Source organism: Methylocystis heyeri, from assembly GCF_004802635.2.
In the GTDB taxonomy this organism is placed as follows: domain Bacteria; phylum Pseudomonadota; class Alphaproteobacteria; order Rhizobiales; family Beijerinckiaceae; genus Methylocystis; species Methylocystis heyeri.
In genome coordinates this window covers 2,874,596-2,890,702 of sequence record NZ_CP046052.1, presented here as the reverse complement: position 1 = coordinate 2,890,702, position 16,107 = coordinate 2,874,596, and the positions used below count along the sequence as shown (strand labels likewise).

The 16,107-nt window shown below is 60.4% G+C and carries 14 protein-coding genes; 8 read left to right on the top strand and 6 right to left on the bottom strand.

Going from position 1 to position 16,107, the window contains the following annotated elements:
- Positions 1-142: 142 nt before the first annotated feature.
- Entirely contained in the window at positions 143-430 is a 288-nt protein-coding gene (gene groES, locus H2LOC_RS13165; protein ID WP_136496799.1) for a co-chaperone GroES, read from the bottom strand.
- A gap of 290 nt (positions 431-720) precedes the next feature.
- Between groES and H2LOC_RS21950 the strand changes: the two genes are divergently transcribed.
- Genes H2LOC_RS21950 through comJ form a run of 3 tightly spaced genes read left to right on the top strand, consistent with a single transcriptional unit; the run spans position 721 to position 2,738 of the window.
- Positions 721-1,767 carry an RHS repeat-associated core domain-containing protein gene (locus H2LOC_RS21950; RefSeq protein WP_136496798.1) on the top strand — a complete coding sequence of 349 codons (1,047 nt, stop codon included), beginning with the start codon at positions 721-723 and terminating at the stop codon, positions 1,765-1,767.
- A gap of 10 nt (positions 1,768-1,777) precedes the next feature.
- Positions 1,778-2,032 carry a DUF7660 family protein gene (locus H2LOC_RS22110; RefSeq protein ID WP_136496797.1) on the top strand — a complete coding sequence of 85 codons (255 nt, stop codon included), beginning with the start codon at positions 1,778-1,780 and terminating at the stop codon, positions 2,030-2,032.
- Positions 2,033-2,090: 58 nt separating this feature from the next.
- Complete coding sequence (gene comJ / locus H2LOC_RS22105) at positions 2,091-2,738, top strand: competence protein ComJ (RefSeq protein ID WP_136496796.1); 648 nt, start codon at positions 2,091-2,093, stop codon at positions 2,736-2,738.
- Positions 2,739-2,960: 222 nt separating this feature from the next.
- On the opposite strand, the gene H2LOC_RS13150 is transcribed toward comJ, so the two are convergent.
- The 5 genes from H2LOC_RS13150 to H2LOC_RS13130 all read right to left on the bottom strand — a co-directional run bounded on the left by H2LOC_RS13150 (position 2,961) and on the right by H2LOC_RS13130 (position 7,459).
- Positions 2,961-3,845 (bottom strand): hypothetical protein, encoded by an 885-nt coding sequence (locus tag H2LOC_RS13150; RefSeq protein ID WP_136496795.1) that lies wholly within the window; start codon positions 3,843-3,845, stop codon positions 2,961-2,963.
- A gap of 52 nt (positions 3,846-3,897) precedes the next feature.
- Positions 3,898-5,289, bottom strand: coding sequence for a sensor histidine kinase (locus tag H2LOC_RS13145; protein ID WP_136496794.1), 1,392 nt, complete (start codon positions 5,287-5,289; stop codon positions 3,898-3,900).
- A 127-nt stretch (positions 5,290-5,416) separates the two neighbouring features.
- Positions 5,417-5,740, bottom strand: a complete 324-nt coding sequence (locus H2LOC_RS13140; protein ID WP_162009766.1) for a hypothetical protein — start codon at positions 5,738-5,740, stop codon at positions 5,417-5,419.
- Positions 5,741-5,878: 138 nt separating this feature from the next.
- Positions 5,879-6,370, bottom strand: a complete 492-nt coding sequence (locus tag H2LOC_RS13135; RefSeq protein ID WP_136496792.1) for a cupin domain-containing protein — start codon at positions 6,368-6,370, stop codon at positions 5,879-5,881.
- Between the two features lie 126 nt (positions 6,371-6,496).
- Positions 6,497-7,459 carry an NAD(P)-dependent alcohol dehydrogenase gene (locus tag H2LOC_RS13130; protein ID WP_162009765.1) on the bottom strand — a complete coding sequence of 321 codons (963 nt, stop codon included), beginning with the start codon at positions 7,457-7,459 and terminating at the stop codon, positions 6,497-6,499.
- Positions 7,460-7,763: 304 nt separating this feature from the next.
- On the opposite strand from H2LOC_RS13130, the gene H2LOC_RS13125 reads away from it, so the two are divergent.
- From H2LOC_RS13125 to H2LOC_RS13105, 5 genes are all read left to right on the top strand, one after another.
- On the top strand, positions 7,764-9,446 hold the full coding sequence (locus H2LOC_RS13125; RefSeq protein ID WP_136496790.1) for a phosphoenolpyruvate carboxykinase: 1,683 nt from the start codon (positions 7,764-7,766) through the stop codon (positions 9,444-9,446).
- A gap of 46 nt (positions 9,447-9,492) precedes the next feature.
- Positions 9,493-10,683 carry an NADH-quinone oxidoreductase subunit D gene (locus tag H2LOC_RS13120; protein ID WP_136496789.1) on the top strand — a complete coding sequence of 397 codons (1,191 nt, stop codon included), beginning with the start codon at positions 9,493-9,495 and terminating at the stop codon, positions 10,681-10,683.
- Between the two features lie 244 nt (positions 10,684-10,927).
- Positions 10,928-12,286: a WcaI family glycosyltransferase gene (locus tag H2LOC_RS13115; protein ID WP_162009764.1), complete on the top strand. Its 1,359-nt coding sequence runs from the start codon at positions 10,928-10,930 to the stop codon at positions 12,284-12,286.
- A gap of 305 nt (positions 12,287-12,591) precedes the next feature.
- Entirely contained in the window at positions 12,592-13,998 is a 1,407-nt protein-coding gene (locus H2LOC_RS13110) for a S8/S53 family peptidase (protein WP_136496787.1), read from the top strand.
- Positions 13,999-15,250: 1,252 nt separating this feature from the next.
- Complete coding sequence (locus H2LOC_RS13105; protein ID WP_154331661.1) at positions 15,251-15,391, top strand: hypothetical protein; 141 nt, start codon at positions 15,251-15,253, stop codon at positions 15,389-15,391.
- Positions 15,392-16,107 lie beyond the last annotated feature (716 nt).

Genomic DNA, 16,107 nt, shown 5'->3' with positions numbered 1-16,107 from the left:
ACTCCGTGGGACAGTCTGTCCAGGCTGTGTTGGCGGGGATTAGCGCGCCTTCCGCCCGCCGGATCGGACGAGAAACAGAAAATCGCGCTAGATCAAAAATTGACTCGCGAAAGCCGCTTTAGGCTTCCGCGCCAATGAATTCTCAGTCGACGATCCCGAGGATGTCGCTTTCCTTCATGATCAGAAGGTCTTCGCCGTCGACCTTGACCTCGGTGCCGGACCATTTGCCGAACAGCACGCGGTCGCCGGCCTTCACGTCGAGGGGAACCAGCTTGCCGGACTCGTCGCGCGCGCCGGGGCCGACCGAGACCACTTTGCCTTCCTGGGGCTTTTCCTTGGCGCTGTCCGGGATGATGATGCCGCCCTTGGTCTTTTCCTCGCCTTCAAGGCGCTTGACCACGACCCGGTCATGCAGAGGACGGAATGCCATGTTGCGATGTTCCTTTTTTGCGCCGCGGCGCCCGCTGCTGCGGACCCCGCCAAAGGGATTGAAGAAGTCCTGCTGGCACTCGCGCGAATAGAGTGCCAGCAAGATGCAGGACAGATAGGCGCCGGGTTGTGCGCTGTCAAGGTGCGCGGGGGGAGCAAACTGCGGCTTGACGGACCACTACGACGCCGGGGGCGAGCTACGCTTTCGCCTATGACGCCAAGAACCGTCTCGCGCAGGCGACGGTCGGAGCGATTTCCACCAGCTACGGCGTCGACGGCCTCGGCCAGAGAGTGAGCAAGAGCACCGGCGGCCAGCCGGCGACCTATTTCGCCTATGACATATCGGGCCATTTGATCGGCGGTTATAACGCCGCCGGCACGCTGGTTCGGGAGATCGTCTGGCTCGGCGACATGCCGATCGCCGAGATTTTCCCCAATCAATCGCCCTATTTTATCGCGCCCGACCATCTGAATGGGGCGATGGCGCTGATCGGCCCGACGCCCCAATCGCCGGCGACGCCCATGATCCTGTGGTCGTTCGATCCCGATCCGTTCGGCAATGGAACGCCGAGAAACCCCACGGGCGCAGTTGGGTTCAACCTTCGCTTTCCGGGTCAATTCGCCGACGGCGAGACCGGGCTGAACTACAACGGCGCCCGCGACTACGACCCGACCTCCGGGCGCTATATCGAAAGCGACCCGATCGGCCTCGGCGGCGGCGTCAACACCTATGTCTATGCCGGGAACAATCCGGTAAGCCTGATCGACCCGTTCGGGACCTCCGCCGACGGCCCCGGCTTCGTGAGCGGCGTGCAAAGTGCGTTTGGCGATATGTTCTCTTCGCCTCAGCATTATTTTGGGACCACGGTTCCGAATGCGGTCGGTGGGATTCTCAATGCCTGCGGCGCCTTTTGCGACCCCGGCGTGCAAATGTCGATCGGTGATGTACCCGGCGCCGCCGTCTTCGGCATACTTGGAAACTTCGCCAAGGCTACTGGGACCGCAGAAAGAATGGCGGGCCTTATCGACGGCAGCGCCATTCGGTTTACCCAGAGTAGCGTTAGCGCAACGTTTCGTGATGGGGCTTCCTTGCAAACGACCGTCGACGCGCTCAGAGCAGGGACGATGTCGCCGGTTGAACTACCGCCAATACGGACTTTTCAACAAGGTGGTCTAACTTTCACCCTCGATAATAGACGGTTGTTGGCAACGCAGCTGGCAGGAACCCGAGTCAACGCTATACCGGCTACTACCGAAGAAATTATCGCAGAAGGATGGAAACTAACAACAACAAATTACGGGTGCATTATTTGTCTTAAAGGTGGAACGGTTGAATAAAGGACACGATATGGAACTGTCGTCTAGAATATCTACAATAAAAACTAAAGAAGATCTCGCAGAGTTTGTGGGCGAGTTGCGCCGCGATTTCGAGGTCAACCCCGAAAGATGGGAGAATCCTACCCTCGAGAAATTCCTGGCAGCAATGGAGGATTGGATAAGAGCAATGGATAATTACTACATTAACACGGGACAAGCTGTCCCTGTGTCTCCTACATGGAAAACGATAGCTGATATTTTATATGCGTCACGGATATATGAATAGATGCGGATGACACTTGAGTTTGCGTCCCGCGGCCGCGACATTGTTGGATGACTAATACATGGCGCGCTCGGCTATGTGCCAGCATCTTCAGAGCGTGGGGTGTGACAACTCTGATTTTGTGAGACTGCAAATCGAACTGTTTTGCAGCGGTTTGCCCGGAGCTCAGCGAGGGGGGACTACTTTCCTCGTTCCCCGATGGCTCACAGGTTCAAATCAAGGTTGTCCCATGATTAGTTCCGTAGAATTCCCCATTCTTGTCTCATATTCGCAGGTGACTGTTTTCGACCACTCGACAGAAGGTCCGTTCAATCAGTGGACCAGTGCGCATGTTGCTCAGGGGTTTTCGTGGAGACCGGGGAGTGCGGCATTCCGTACCATTGCTGAAAGTGGTCCGCATCTCGTGACTGTAATAGTTGACACCATAGAAGGCGAGCAACCAGCTGATGCGATCAGGGTAATAGAGGTGCCGTTCGAGGCGCCTAACGATGGCGTCATTGAGATTGGAAGTATATCTGATAGTTCGTTGCTTGAGGTGCCGCCAGGAACCTATAGTCTAAGATTCGAGTGCTACCAGCCTCTAAGTGGCCAACCGGCTAGAGTTCGATTTTTATTTTTGAGGAAAGCAAACCCATCGTTTTGCATTGTTCGTGCTGATCCTGAGTTAAATTCTGAAGGGCAGTTGCTTCTCACTACATCGGCAGCCTGAATGCGGCGCTGGTGAGACTGCACATCGAACTGTGCCGCAGCGGTTTGCTCAAAGCTCGGCGAGGGAGACTCTTTCCTCGCCGAATGCCAGTTGGAACCTTTGCAGTGCGGGCTTTCAGTGATGGATGCTTTTCCAGCCTTTGGCGGCCTCTTGGATCGCCGGCGGCGATGACGCTTTTGGCGCCGGTCGTCGCTACGGTTCCCCAGCCCCGGTTCGTCGCCCTCACGTCAGCTTGAAGGCGACGTTCGATCTATAAACGTCTTCCGCAGCGCCGAAGACATAGGGGACTGGAATTTGCTGATAAGCCTCCCCTTCGGCTTCTCTTTTTTCAAACTCCCTCATCACCAGCGCGGAATTGTGCCGCGGATCGAAATCATAGGAGACATGAGGGTTCAGTCTCTCGTTGAAGCGCGGGCCGCAAAGGAAGGCGGGCTTCGCGTCCAGCATCGTCAACAGGCTCGGCGTCGCCGATTCGAACATATATCGGGTCATGCCCTGGCTGAGGAGGTTTTTGGACAGGAATTCGCCCGGCATGCGTTCGATCAACTCGGCCACGAGGCGCGCAGGCGCGTAATAGACCGTCATCGTGGCGCCGAAGAAGAACGGCAGGACGAAGCCCATCGCGCCCGTCCTAGCGCGAAAGGTTTTGATCGAGTCCGCCCCGGTGACCATATGGCCTCTATCCGCGATCAGGCTCGGCGGCGCGGTTTGGATGAAATCCGACACGAGGCGGCGGTCGAACACCGTCTTCGAAACGTCGTTTCGCCAATTTTCGATGCTCTCGAAAGCATAGCTGACGCCTTTGGTATGCGCGAAGAGCACATAGTCGTAATCGGGGAGAATTTCCCGAGCGAGGCTCAGCCCCAGTTGAAACGGCGCGGCGTCGGAATTGACATGGAGCTCCTCGGGAACCCGGCCGAACTCCAAAATCCCGGGCAGGCCCTCGAGGCGTCGCTCGACGCAATCCGCCGACCCCCAATTCGCCGCCACGATCTTGTCGTCGCCGGGGAAGCGCTCGGCGAGGATATTTTCGTACCAGGCCAGCCATTTTTGCGAGTTTTCCCCGTCGTCCGGCGCCCAGGCCGCAAAAATCACCAGCAGACGCATGAGTGCGCGTTCCCCGAAAAGAGCGAAGCGGTTTTGATCTCCGGCGCCGAGGCTAACCTTTTTGCCCGGCGTCTGTCGACGCCAGAGGGAGAACGAAACAGAAGGCCGCTCCCCCTTCGTCGGCCGGCTCGAGCCAAATTTTTCCGTCATGGGCCTCGATGATCGAGCGGGAAACGGCCAGGCCGATTCCCACTCTCTCCTTCTTGGTCGTGCAGAAAGGCGTAAACAACGCGCCGGCGAGCGCGGCGGGGACGCCGGGACCTGAATCGCGGACTTCCGTCCTCATGCGACGATCGCTCGTCAGAGAGGTCGAAACGACGATGCGCCGCAGCGGGCTTAGCGCCGTCGCGTCGACGGCGTTGTCGATCAGATTGGTGAGCGCCTGGCTTATATGCACACTGTCGGCGTATATGATGTCGCTTTCCGCTTCCAGGCGAAGCTCCAGAACGATTTTCGATCTCGCCGCCGCCGCCTCGAACTGGCGGCATGTTTCTTCGATCAGCGGATGAAGATGCAGCGCGGCCACATCGGAGGCCTGGCCCGTGAAGAAATTGCGCAGCCGTCCGATGATCTGGCTGGCTTTGCCGATTTGCGCCAGCGCCTGTTCGATGACGCTCTCGGGATCGGCCTTGCGATGGCGGGGATCGAGGCGAAGCAGCTTGAGCGCCGTGTGAAGATACAGCGTCGCCGCGGAAAGCGGCTGATTGACCTCGTGCACGATGCTCGAGGTGATCTCGCCGACGATGCGAATGCCGGAACCCTGGAGTTTCGCGACGCGCAGGCGCGCTTCCTCTTCGGCGCCGATCTGGAGCATGACCCGATTTTTGAGGTCTTCACTGTAGACGAATACGCCGGCGATCAGCGCGGCGGCGTAGACGAACAGCACCGCCGCCGTCAGCAGATGGTCCTTTTGGCCGGACATGAGCAAAGTCGTGAGAGACGCCGCGACGATCGGGGTCGCGAAGGAGAGCGCCGCCGCCGGAATGCTCGCCAGCGCCAGCGCGCCGCCGCAGAGCGTTCCTGCGCTGAGGCACGCTATCAAAGTCTGCAAGCCGGGGGCTGACTGCTGAAAGAAGAAGATGGGCAGCGCCGCCCAGCAGGTTCCGAGGCCGAAAGCGTTCATTACCGCCCGAATTTTCGAGTGCGGCTTCTTCAATGCGCGTGAAGAGCGGGTTCGGTGAGAGATATAAACGAATCCTGCGACCAGAAATATCGAAGCGGTCCAGAATATCGCCTCCATGAGACGAGGAGTTCCCCAAAAGCCGATCAATAAAGCGGACGCATTACAAATATTGGCTAGCATGAGCCATGGCGTCATACTGATGATCGAAGAAAACTGCGCCGCTCTCAACCTGCCCGCGACGATAATGTCCGACGGTTCGTTGAAGAGCAGCTCGTAAGGTTTCATGGCAGATATTAAATCCCGCATGAGCGTAACACTCATAAGATCAGTTTATGTCTGAGTAAAAAGGCGGGACAGGAACAAGTTATACTGCTTGGCTCCGGCGCCAAACTGTTTTCCTGGAAAATGGTAAGCAAAGGAGATTAACAGCTATCCTTAACTCGGAAATCTATGAGAGCGCGCGCTGTAAAGTGACCTCGTTGAGTTTCCTCTTGAGGTCGGCCAACCGCTCGTAACATGTGGTCTCGGATTCCTTGTCGTCGGCGCGGTCGAGCCGGGAGACCGCCGCAGCGAAACAAACCGCCGAGAAAAGGAAGTCGATCACGTCCTGGGGCAGGGGCGACGGATAGGCCAGCCCGGCAATCCTCAGAGCGGCGGCCAGCTGCGATTGTTCGGCGAGCGAAAGGCGGAACTCCAATCGCGCGCCGGCGGCCTCGCGCGTCGCGGGCTCCTCGGGCGCCGGGGTTTCCTCCGGCCGAGCGGACATGGCCATTTTTTCGACATCGATTTCAGGCGGCCGGCGGCTGCCGATGAAAGCTAAGCTAGATAGAGACGCGCCAGCCTTCCATAGGCTGGAGCTCAATTTTGCGCCTGCCTGATCGGGGCGATCCGCCGCGGCCCAGACCGCGTTCTACTCGGGGGCGCGCAGGCTCCGGTTGAGGCGGGGATCGTCCTTGGGGTTCGGATATTCCACATCGAACGGGCCCACGCCTTCGACCTGCACCACGGCGTCCTGATCGACCAGCACATAATGAACGACGCCCGGCGGCATGGAGGAGAAGCCTCCCGCCGGCAAGGTTTCGACGCTCGCGAGGTCGGCCGCCTGGCCGAGACCGAGCCTGACCTGGCCGGAGATCACCGTCACCAGTTCCAGAGCCTTATGCATGTGCGGAGGAATCTTGTATCCCTTCGTCAGCTTCAGCCGCATCGCGAAGACGCCCGGCTTTTGCGGATCGCCATAGAGCGTCGCCGACTCGGCTCCCGCCGGCAGGGCGGGCGGGGCCGCCGACCAGTCGATCTCGTTGGGAAGAAAGGCCTTGTGGACGTCGATCGTTTCGGCGAGCGCGGGCAGGGCCCAGGCTGCGGCCCCAGCTAAGAGGAAGGCGGCGGCTGACCGTTTCATATTTTCCTCCTATTTTCCCCGGCCGACATGCTGATCGGTCGCTTCCGCGGATTGCGAAGCGATGTCGCGGAAGCCGTATCAGATAGCGTGCGGCGCGCCGCTGTCCTCCATGCGCCGACGCGCCCATCAGGAATATTTTGGCTCGAGGACGATCTTACCCTGCATATGGCCTTCCCGGCTCAGCTCTTGCGCCGCTTTCGCTTGTTCGAGAGGGAAGCGCTCGCCGAGGACCGGCCGGAGCTTTCCGCTCGCGGTCAATGCGAGCAGAAATTCCAGATCCGCTCGCGTCGGACGCACCATGACGAGGCGCGCCCTGGGCGCGGGCGCAAAAGCTCCAATGATCGATTGAGCGGCCATCCAGAATGCGAGATTGGCCGACGGCAGCGTGGCCACATAGGCGCCGCCGGGATTGAGCGCGTCGCGGCAATGCGAAAAAGAACTCTTCGATGGCGTGTCGAAAATCAAATCGTAACGATGGCGCAGCGCCTCGGCCCCGTCGCGCTCGCGGTCCAGCGTCACGTCTGCGCCCAGCCCCTTCACGAAATCGACATGAGCGGCGCTGCAGGAAGCCGTCACCCTGGCGCCGAGGGCCTTTGCGATCTGGACCGCGAAATGCCCTACGCCGCCGGCTGCGCCGAGTATGAGAACCGACCCGCCTTCCTTGATCGCGCCGAGGTCTCTCAATGTCTGGAGCGCAGTGCAGCCGGCGATCGGCAAGGTCGAGGCTTCCGCAAAACCGACAGACGCAGGTTTGCTTGCGGCCGCGCTCGTTTTGCACAGGGCGAATTCGGCGTAGCCGCCGCCCTTTTTCGGATCGAGAAAAGCGACCGCCTCGTCGCCGGGGTTGAACCCGCTGTCGGAAGAGCCGACTTCGACGACCTCGCCGGCGACGTCGCTGCCCGGGACATATGGAAAAGCATTGCGGAGAAAGAGCCGCAGCTGTCCTTCTCCGATCTTCCAATCCAGCGGATTGACCGCCACAGCGCGCACGCGGATGAGCATTTCCCCCGGCTTGGGCCTGGGGCGGGCCAAATCGCAGCATTGCAGTTTTTCGACGCCGCCATAGCCGTAAATCGCGACAGCCTTCATGGGTTCTCTCCATTGCTTCATACGGCCTCCGCGAGATCGCTTCCGATCCGCGGAAACGACCGCCGCAAAAATCGCCGACGGGCGTCGATTTTTGCGGCGAACGAATAAGAAACTCCGCTCCGATCGAGCGGATTTCGCATCATTGCTTCGCCGCGCCGTCCTCGACAAGCGCGGTCGCAGGAGGCCGGAAATTTCGGTCCTTTCGGTTTGAGGGGATTCGCGAGAGCGGCGAGAGCTTCTCGCCGGGTTGATGCAGTCTTGCCGCCTTATGCGCCTCCTCTAGTTCTTCTGTTTGCGGCGGCGAATGGCCTCATCATATCGCCGAAGACTGGACCCTCGCCGCGCCGGACGAGCAAGACTCTTGCGGCCAACGAGAAAACGACCGACGGGAAAAAAAGTGCGTGATGAAGAGGCTGCCTGTCGAACGGGCGCGATCGCGTCGCAGCGTCTGCTGCGCAACCTGGATGCTCCGGCGCTCTATGAACTGGCCCTGCGCGGGGGCGAAGCCCGGATCAGCAGCGGCGGCGCTCTGGCTGTGATGACCGGAGTGCATACCGCCCGGGCGCCGCAGGATAAATTCATCGTGCGCGACGAGGCGACCGACCGGTCGGTCTGGTGGGAGAACAACAAGTCCCTGACCAGCGACCAGTTCGCGGCGCTCTACGCCGATATGGTGGAATTCGCGAAAGGCGTTCCGCTCTTTGAACAGGACCTCCAGGCCTGCGCCGATCCCTCCTGGCGTCTCAATGTCAGGGTCTATACGGAATATGCTTGGCATTCCCTGTTCATCCGCAACCTCCTCATCCGGCCCCGCAAGGAGGAACTCGACGGCTTTTCCCCCGATTTCACCGTGATTGCGCTGCCTTCCTTCAAAGCGAATCCCGAGCGCCACGGCTGCCGGTCGAACACCGTGATCGCCGTCGACGTCAGTCGAAGAACGGCTCTCATCGCCGGCACCGCCTACGCCGGCGAAATAAAGAAGGCCGTGTTCGGCTATCTGAATTTCCTGCTTCCCGGGCGCGGCGTCCTCCCGATGCACTGCGCGGCCAATTCGGGAGCCGAAGGCTCCGCGCTGTTCTTCGGCCTTTCGGGCACGGGAAAAACGACTTTGTCGTCGGATGCGTCGCGTCGGCTCGTCGGGGACGACGAACATGGCTGGGGGAGGGACGGCGTCTTTAATTTCGAGGGCGGCTGCTACGCCAAGGCGATCAGGCTCTCCGAGCGCTCCGAGCCCGAGATTTACGCGGCCTCCCGGCGTTTCGGCTCAATTCTGGAGAATGTGGCGCTCGATCCGCAAACGCGCGAGCCCGACTATGACGACGACAGGATAACGGAAAACACGCGGATCGCTTTTCCGATCGACTTCCTTCCGGGCGCCGCGCTGGGCGGGACCGCCGAGCATCCACAAAACATCGTGATGCTGACCTGCGACGCCTTCGGCGTTCTGCCGCCGGTCGCGAAGCTCACTCCGGCCCAGGCGATCTATCATTTTCTTTCCGGTTACACCGCAAAGGTCGCAGGAACCGAAACCGGCGTGCGCGAGCCGAGGGCCACTTTCTCCACCTGTTTCGGCGCGCCTTTCATGCCGCGCCATCCATCGGCTTACGCCGGTCTTCTGCGCGAGCTGATCGGCGCGCACAAGGTCGACTGCTGGTTGCTCAACACGGGCTGGAGCGGCGGCGCATATGGCGTCGGCGAGCGAATGCCGATCGAGGTCACGCGCAAGCTGCTCCACGCGGCGTTGAACGGGTCGCTGGCGAAAGCCGGATTTGAACAGGAAGAAAATTTCAACCTGATGACGCCGCTTTCTGCGCCCGGGATCGATTCGGATCTGCTGCGCGCCGAAAGGAGCTGGTCGTCGCAGAAGGAATTTGCGCAGGCGGCCGACCGGCTCGCCCGGATGTTCGGCGAAAATTTCAGGACCTTCGAACAACTCGTCGGGAGGGAAGTTCTGCAAGGGGGGCCGCGCCGCCTCGCGACTGCTTGAAGACCGAAAGCGCGGCGTTCGCTCATAAGGCAAGGAGCCGGCCGGCATGGAAGTCGCCCCGCTGCGCAATTTCGAGTTGAACTTCGGGCCCGTGCATCCGGCGGCCCATGGCGTGCTTCGTCTGATCCTGGAGCTCGATGGAGAGACCGTGATCCGGGCCGATCCCCATATCGGGTTCCTGCACCGCGGCACCGAGAAGCTCATCGAGGACAAGACCTATCTGCAGGCCTTGCCCTATTTCGACAGGCTCGATTACGTCGCGCCGATGAGCCAGGAGCACGGCTTCTGCCTTGCGGCGGAGAAGCTTCTCGGCGTCGCGGTTCCGCGCCGCGCGCAGCTCATCCGGGTTCTCTATTGCGAAATAAGCCGCTTGCTTTCCCATTTGCTGAACATCACCACCCAGGCCTCCGACGTCGGCGCGCTCACGCCCAACCTCTGGGGGTTCGAGGCGCGCGAAAAGCTCATGGTGTTCTACGAGCGGGCCTCGGGGGCGCGCATGCATGCGAATTATTTCCGCTTCGGCGGGGTTCATCAGGATCTTTCGCCATGCCTGCTGGAAGACATCTACGCCTTCTGCGACCCGTTCCTGCAGACCTGCGACGATCTCGAAGGGCTTTTGACCGAGAATCGCATTTTCAAGCAGCGCAATGTCGGCATAGGCGCTATCGGCCTGGACGAAGCCTGGGGGCTCGGCTTTTCGGGAGTGATGGTTCGGGCTTGCGGCGCCTCGTGGGATCTGCGCAAGGCGCAGCCCTACGAGTGCTACGACGAACTCGATTTCGATATTCCGGTGGCGAAAAGCGGCGATTGCTATGCGCGCTACTGCATCCGCATGGAGGAGATGCGGCAGTCCGCCAAGATCATGAAGCAATGCATCGAAAGACTGGATTCAAAATCCGGCGAAGGGCCGGTCGCGATCGAAAATCACAAGATCGCGGCGCCCGGAAGAAGCGTCATGAAACGTTCGATGGAAGGGCTGATCGAATTTTTCAAGCTCTATACGGAGGGGTTTCACGCGCCGGCCGGCGAAGTTTATGCGGCGGTGGAGGCGCCCAAGGGCGAGTTCGGCGTCTATCTGGTCTCGCTCGGCGCGAACAAGCCCTACCGCTGCAAGATAAGAGCGCCGTCCTACGCCCATTTGCAGGCGATGGAGCGACTTTCGCGAGGGCATATGCTGGCCGACGTGGCGGCTATCGTCGGCTCCCTCGACATCGTATTCGGGGAGATCGACCGATAGCATTTGCATAAAAATCTACGGGCTGTCGCAGTCGGAAAACTCCAATCTGGAGGCTTCCGTGATTACGTGAAAATGATTTAATGCGGTGGCGCGTTTGGCTCAGACCCAGCGCAAAATAGTCGGTGTTTCAACCGCAGCTTGCCGTTCCGAGACCAATTCGCCCATGGACGATCTCGCTTGCCATAACACCAAGCCTTCGTTAGGCTTACGTATAAACCCGAATATCTTAGACGCAAGGTCCCTGATGCCGCCGTTCAAAACCGTTTGGCGCGATTTGTGTCGCGCGTTTTCATCGAGCAGCATTCAATCGCAAAGTGATGATACAGGCGACGGCGCGCCGAAGCGGAAGATTCTCATCCATGCGATAAATTATGCGCCCGAGCTGATCGGTTGCGCAAAATACACTGCCGAACTCGCCCGCCATCTCGCCCGGCAAGGGCATCAGGTCGAGGTGGTGACGGCGCCGCCGCACTATCCCGGCTGGTATGTGCGCAAGCCATACAAAGCCTTCGCCTACAGCAGCGAAACGCTCGACGGCGTGAGGGTCTCGCGCTGCCCCATGGCGATGAAGACCGACGCCGGCGGCGTCTGGCGACTTCTGGCGCCATTGAGCTTCGGGATCTCCGCGGTTCCGATGCTGCTGTGGCGCGCCCTGCGTTTTCGGCCCGATGCGATCATGTGCGTCGAACCGACGCTTTTCTCCGCCCCCGTCGCCTTGTTGGCAGCCAAGCTGCTCGGCGCGCGTTCTCTGCTTCACGTGCAGGACCTCGAGGTGGACGCGGCTTTCGGCGTCGGGCACATCAAGGGCGCAGCGCTGAAAAATCTCGCGGTGTCCGGCGAAGCGCTTCTGCTTCGCGGCTTCGACCATATCGTTACGATTTCATTCAAAATGCGTCTGGCGCTCGCCGCCAAAGGGCTCGAACCCGGCGCGATCAGGGTGCTGAGAAACTGGGTCGACACCAGCGCTATTCATCCCACCGACAGTCGCTCCAACAGCTTCCGCGCAGAACTGAAATTGCCGGAAGACGCCTATGTCGTGCTCTATTCCGGCCATATCGGCGTCAAGCAGGCGCTCGATATCGTGGTCGAGGCGGCGCGCCGCCTGACAGAGCGAAGCAATATTTATTTCGTCATCGCGGGCGCCGGGCCGAGTCGGCAATCATTGATCGCGGCGTCGGCCGATCTGCCGAATGTGCTGCATCTTCCGCTGCAGCCGGCCGAGAGATTGAACGATCTGCTGGGGCTCGCGGATTTGCATGTGTTGCCGCAGCATCGGGGCGCAGCCGATCTCGTTCTGCCTTCCAAATTGAGCGGCATGCTGGCCAGCGGGCGTCCCGTTGTGGCGACCGCCGATCCCGACACCGAATTGTTCGACATGCTGAGCCATGCCGCCATCCTCACGCCGAGCGGCGATCCAGAGGCCTTGGCGGCCGCGATACTGACGGCCTCCCAAACGGATTTGTCGGAGCAGGCGGAAGCCGGCCTGCGGCTCGCCGACAGCATGGGAGCAAAGCGGATACTGCCGCAATTCGAAGATCTTCTCACGGCTCCGGCGGAACGCCTCGAAGAGGCGAAAAACCGGGAAACGGCGGAGGTCGGATGACGTCTGCAATTCGTCGGCGGCGTCGCGACTGCGCGCCGATGTCCGGTTCATGCCGCGCCGCCGCGACTACGTAAAGCGAAGCTCGACCGAATGCCGGCCCTAAATCAGTTCAATTCTCTCCTTTCCGCTAACCAGATCATATCCAGTTTCTCATGAAGCTAGAGCTTCTCGGGATTGCGTCGGGCAGGGAATTGAAATAATTAATCTTCGTTAGGGGGCTCGCTAAGGTTCGAGTCGGTCTGGATTAACCCGGTTTTAGGAGAACGTTTATGGCTTCTCTGGGGCATACAAAGAGTTTAGCCGCAATGTTGCTAGCGGGAACCGCGCTGGCGGTTTATGGCTGCGGAGCCGCAATTGCGGCCGACGCCGGACCGGCGCCTGTTCCCGCACAAGCTATTGGCGTCAATGTCAACGGCGTCGTGCTCGCTCCGGCCAACAGGCCGCAGATCATCGTTCCGCCGTCCGATCAGCAAAAGCCCGGCGCGGTCCACACCAATGTCAAGATGCTGGGGCTGCCGGCTGGCGCCGCGCCCAACGCCGCGACGCCGGCCGCCAATGTGGCGGCGCCGGCAGGGGGCTTGGTCGAGACTCCCGCTTCGGTCGCCTGCGTCTATCGCATCGTTCCCGGCTTCTCTGCGGGGTGCAGCCCCACCACGGCGACCAATCTCGCTACGGGCGGCGCCAGAGCCATCGCGGTCGTCACCGCCTTCGATTACTCGGCCGCCCTCTCCGACCTCCAATATTTCTCGGCGGCCTTCGGATTGGCTACGGCCAACCTCCAGGTCGTTTACGCGACTTCCGGTCCGAACGCCGGTTGCAGCAACGGCCCCGTTCCCACGTCAGGTGCGGGCACGGGCTGGGATCTCGAAGCCGCTCTGAGCATCCAGGCGGTCCATTCGCTGGCGCCCAACGCCAAGATCTACCTTATCGAAGCGAAGTCCGACTCCATCGCCGATACGATGGACGCCGTGGCCGTCGCCGGCTCCTGCCTGCAATCCACGAACGGCGGCCAGATCGTCGCGCCCTGGAGCACTGCGGAATTTCCGGCCGAGTCGGCCTATGACAACTTCATGGGCTCCTACCTGATGTTCGCCGGGGCCGGCGACGCTCCCGGGACCACCTATCCCGCCGCATCGCCCAACGCCGTCGGCGTGGGCGGCACGAGCTTCAGCCGCAACCAGTCGACCGGCGCCTTCCTCGGCGAAGCGGTCTGGAACGACGCCTACGCCCAGGTCGGCACCGGCGGCGGCCCCAGCCTTTACGAACCCATTCCGACGTTCCAGTCGGCGTATTGGGCTCCTTTGGCGTCCCTCTTGAACGGTCGTCGTGGCACACCCGATCTGGCTGCGCTCGGCGATCCGCAAAACGGCTTCTGGGTTTACAACACCACCTATCAACACGGTTGGGGCGCCTTCGGCGGCACCGGCCTTGCGGCTTCCTTTGTGGCCGCGATCGCCAACCGGGCTGGTTTCTTCTGGTCGAGCCAGACCTTCCTCAACACCCTGTACTCGTCCAGCCTTGCCGGCCCGGGTTTCGTGACCGACGTCAACAGCGGCCTCTGCGGGCCGGGCGGCGCCGCTAATGGAAACGGCCAAGGCTATGATCCTCAGTGGATCCAGCAGAATTACGTCGGCGTCGTAAACTTCCAGCAGACGGGGCTTACCTGGGATTGGTGCACCGGCTGGGGCACTCCGCACGGAAACTACAACTAACTCGGCTCTCTCGCTGGAAGCAGCGAGACCAGGTTGGGAATTCGACGAAAAGCCGCTGCATAACCCTGCAGCGGCTTTTTCTTGCCCAGAGAATGCGTCAACGTCTGATTCGATATGCTGGGACGACGGCTCCAGGCGCATGATGGGATGCCCCCTACGGGCGGCGTCACTGCGGGAGTGGACGATTACCTCGCGGGTGATCGCGTCGGGCCGGGTTAGCGATCGCGGCGCAACGGATGCAGCGCGGACAAGATGAGCAGGAACAGGCGCGGAAACCGCCGAAGCTAGATGATCGAATCGTTCTGCCCGTGATAGAGGCGAGTACGCTTCGCAGGGAGAGCGGCGCCAGCTCGTCGAAGAATCAGAGCGCGCCCCTTCTCTAAGGCGGCTTCCGCGAGATCGCTTCGCGAATCGCGGCAGCGACCGCCGCAAAAAATCAACGATCGGCATCGATTTTTGCGGCGAACGAATACGAAATGCCGTTTCAATAGAGCGGATTTCGTATAAGGCGGCCGATGCGCCTGGAATGCGCGCAACTGCTCCCCAAATCAATCTGGGATCGATCAAAATACCCGCTGAACGCGGATGTCGAATCGTTGGGGCTCAGGCGAAGGATTGCTAACTGCTAAATGCTCGATCACGAGACGGCGCAAAGGGCTCATCTCGGGGCCCCCGGGAAACCGCCGGATTGAGAGTGGGGTCTCGAATTCCGTTTGATCTTTCCACCTTGAGACCCAACCGGCGCCAGATCTTGAGGCCCTTTTACGGAACGCTTTCGAGCCATTTAATTCCAGCGCGATTTCTTATCGCTCAAACGAACATGAGGCGTCCTGCTGGACGCCCGTCCTATATGACGGGCCATAGGGCATCCTGCTGGACGCCCGTCCTATATGACGGGCTATGGTCGAGCGGAAAGCGCCGCAGGCGGTCTCCTCAGGACGGAGGGCCCTGGTTTGCTCGAGTTGGGCGCACACCCGAGCAGATCTGCTTGAAATTATATGACGCTCAAATCCTTCCAGACCGTAAGGGAATCACCAGACCTAGACGCACCCGCCGCGATCGGCGCCTTCAATCCTAAATCCCGACAGGCCCTGTTTATGGGAAAATCGTAATACCCTCACGCCGGAACCGCGGGTGTCCGCCGGCACTTCATCGCCTAACGCCTTTACGCCGAGACCTGCATGCAGGGCGCCCACCGCTGCGATTTAGGCTATCGCTTTATCTTCCTCCACGTCGGAAATAACAGATTGATATGCGCGAAATCGCCATCAACCCGCGCGATGCTCTGAACATGAAAAAGCGCAAGGCGCCGGGCGCATCGCGCTTAATCATTCAAGAGGCTTTGCGACCGATTTTCCGCCGCCGTCGCCTGAGCCGAATCAGTTCGGGCTGACGTGGGGGGGCTGGTGGATCGGCCCCGGGAGCGGGAAGTGCCCCTTATGCGTCGGAGGAGGGTTTCTTCCGATAACATTTGTGTCCGCGACCTTGGTGGCGTCGCCGGTCGCAGAAGTTCCCGTGGCATTCGCGCTGCCCGGCTTAACGACCGCGGAAGACCCGATCTTCGGCTCGCAGGCCGCTCCGCTCGCGCCTCTGCCGTTCGCCCCCTGACAATTGTCGGCGGGCCTCTCCAAAGCCGATGCGCCTGAAGCGCCGATCAGCAAAACACACGTTACCGCAGCGATTCGTCTAAGCATCACATGCCTCGTCCGGCCAAAATTAGAAAAGGACAGATATGGCGGATTGATTGGCTCTATAACCTTACTGCCGCCGCATAGTCTGGCTCGTCGCGCCTGAATCTGTCAGCCGCAACTCGTTCATCATACGCATACGCTTTCCCATTGTCCAGTTTCCGGCGCGACTGGGGCCTTAAAAAATATGGCTGCAATACAGTTTAAAGTTATGGGTTTTCGGAAACGCGGGGTTCAGCTTGCGGCGCTTTCTCGCGTTCAGCGCCGTAAAGCCCCGTGATTGCTGAAATAGAGGAAATTACCGCGCCGAGCGCCGCCGAAAGCCTTCACTTTCCAATGAAGCTAGAGCGTCTCGGGATTGCGTCGGGCAGAGAATTGAAATAATTAATCTTCGTTAGGGGGCTCGCTAAGGTTCGAGTCG

Bases quoted from the DNA above. Each gene is read 5' to 3' on its own strand.
- groES (WP_136496799.1), bottom strand. From the start codon at position 430: ATGGCATTCCGTCCTCTGCATGACCGGGTCGTGGTCAAGCGCCTTGAA.
- H2LOC_RS22110 (WP_136496797.1), top strand. From the start codon at position 1,778: ATGGAACTGTCGTCTAGAATATCTACAATAAAAACTAAAGAAGATCTC.
- comJ (WP_136496796.1), top strand. From the start codon at position 2,091: ATGGCGCGCTCGGCTATGTGCCAGCATCTTCAGAGCGTGGGGTGTGAC.
- H2LOC_RS13150 (WP_136496795.1), bottom strand. From the start codon at position 3,845: ATGCGTCTGCTGGTGATTTTTGCGGCCTGGGCGCCGGACGACGGGGAA.
- H2LOC_RS13145 (WP_136496794.1), bottom strand. From the start codon at position 5,289: ATGAGTGTTACGCTCATGCGGGATTTAATATCTGCCATGAAACCTTAC.
- H2LOC_RS13140 (WP_162009766.1), bottom strand. From the start codon at position 5,740: ATGGCCATGTCCGCTCGGCCGGAGGAAACCCCGGCGCCCGAGGAGCCC.
- H2LOC_RS13135 (WP_136496792.1), bottom strand. From the start codon at position 6,370: ATGAAACGGTCAGCCGCCGCCTTCCTCTTAGCTGGGGCCGCAGCCTGG.
- H2LOC_RS13130 (WP_162009765.1), bottom strand. From the start codon at position 7,459: ATGAAGGCTGTCGCGATTTACGGCTATGGCGGCGTCGAAAAACTGCAA.
- H2LOC_RS13125 (WP_136496790.1), top strand. From the start codon at position 7,764: ATGGCCTCATCATATCGCCGAAGACTGGACCCTCGCCGCGCCGGACGA.
- H2LOC_RS13120 (WP_136496789.1), top strand. From the start codon at position 9,493: ATGGAAGTCGCCCCGCTGCGCAATTTCGAGTTGAACTTCGGGCCCGTG.
- H2LOC_RS13115 (WP_162009764.1), top strand. From the start codon at position 10,928: ATGCCGCCGTTCAAAACCGTTTGGCGCGATTTGTGTCGCGCGTTTTCA.
- H2LOC_RS13110 (WP_136496787.1), top strand. From the start codon at position 12,592: ATGTTGCTAGCGGGAACCGCGCTGGCGGTTTATGGCTGCGGAGCCGCA.
- H2LOC_RS13105 (WP_154331661.1), top strand. From the start codon at position 15,251: ATGCGCGAAATCGCCATCAACCCGCGCGATGCTCTGAACATGAAAAAG.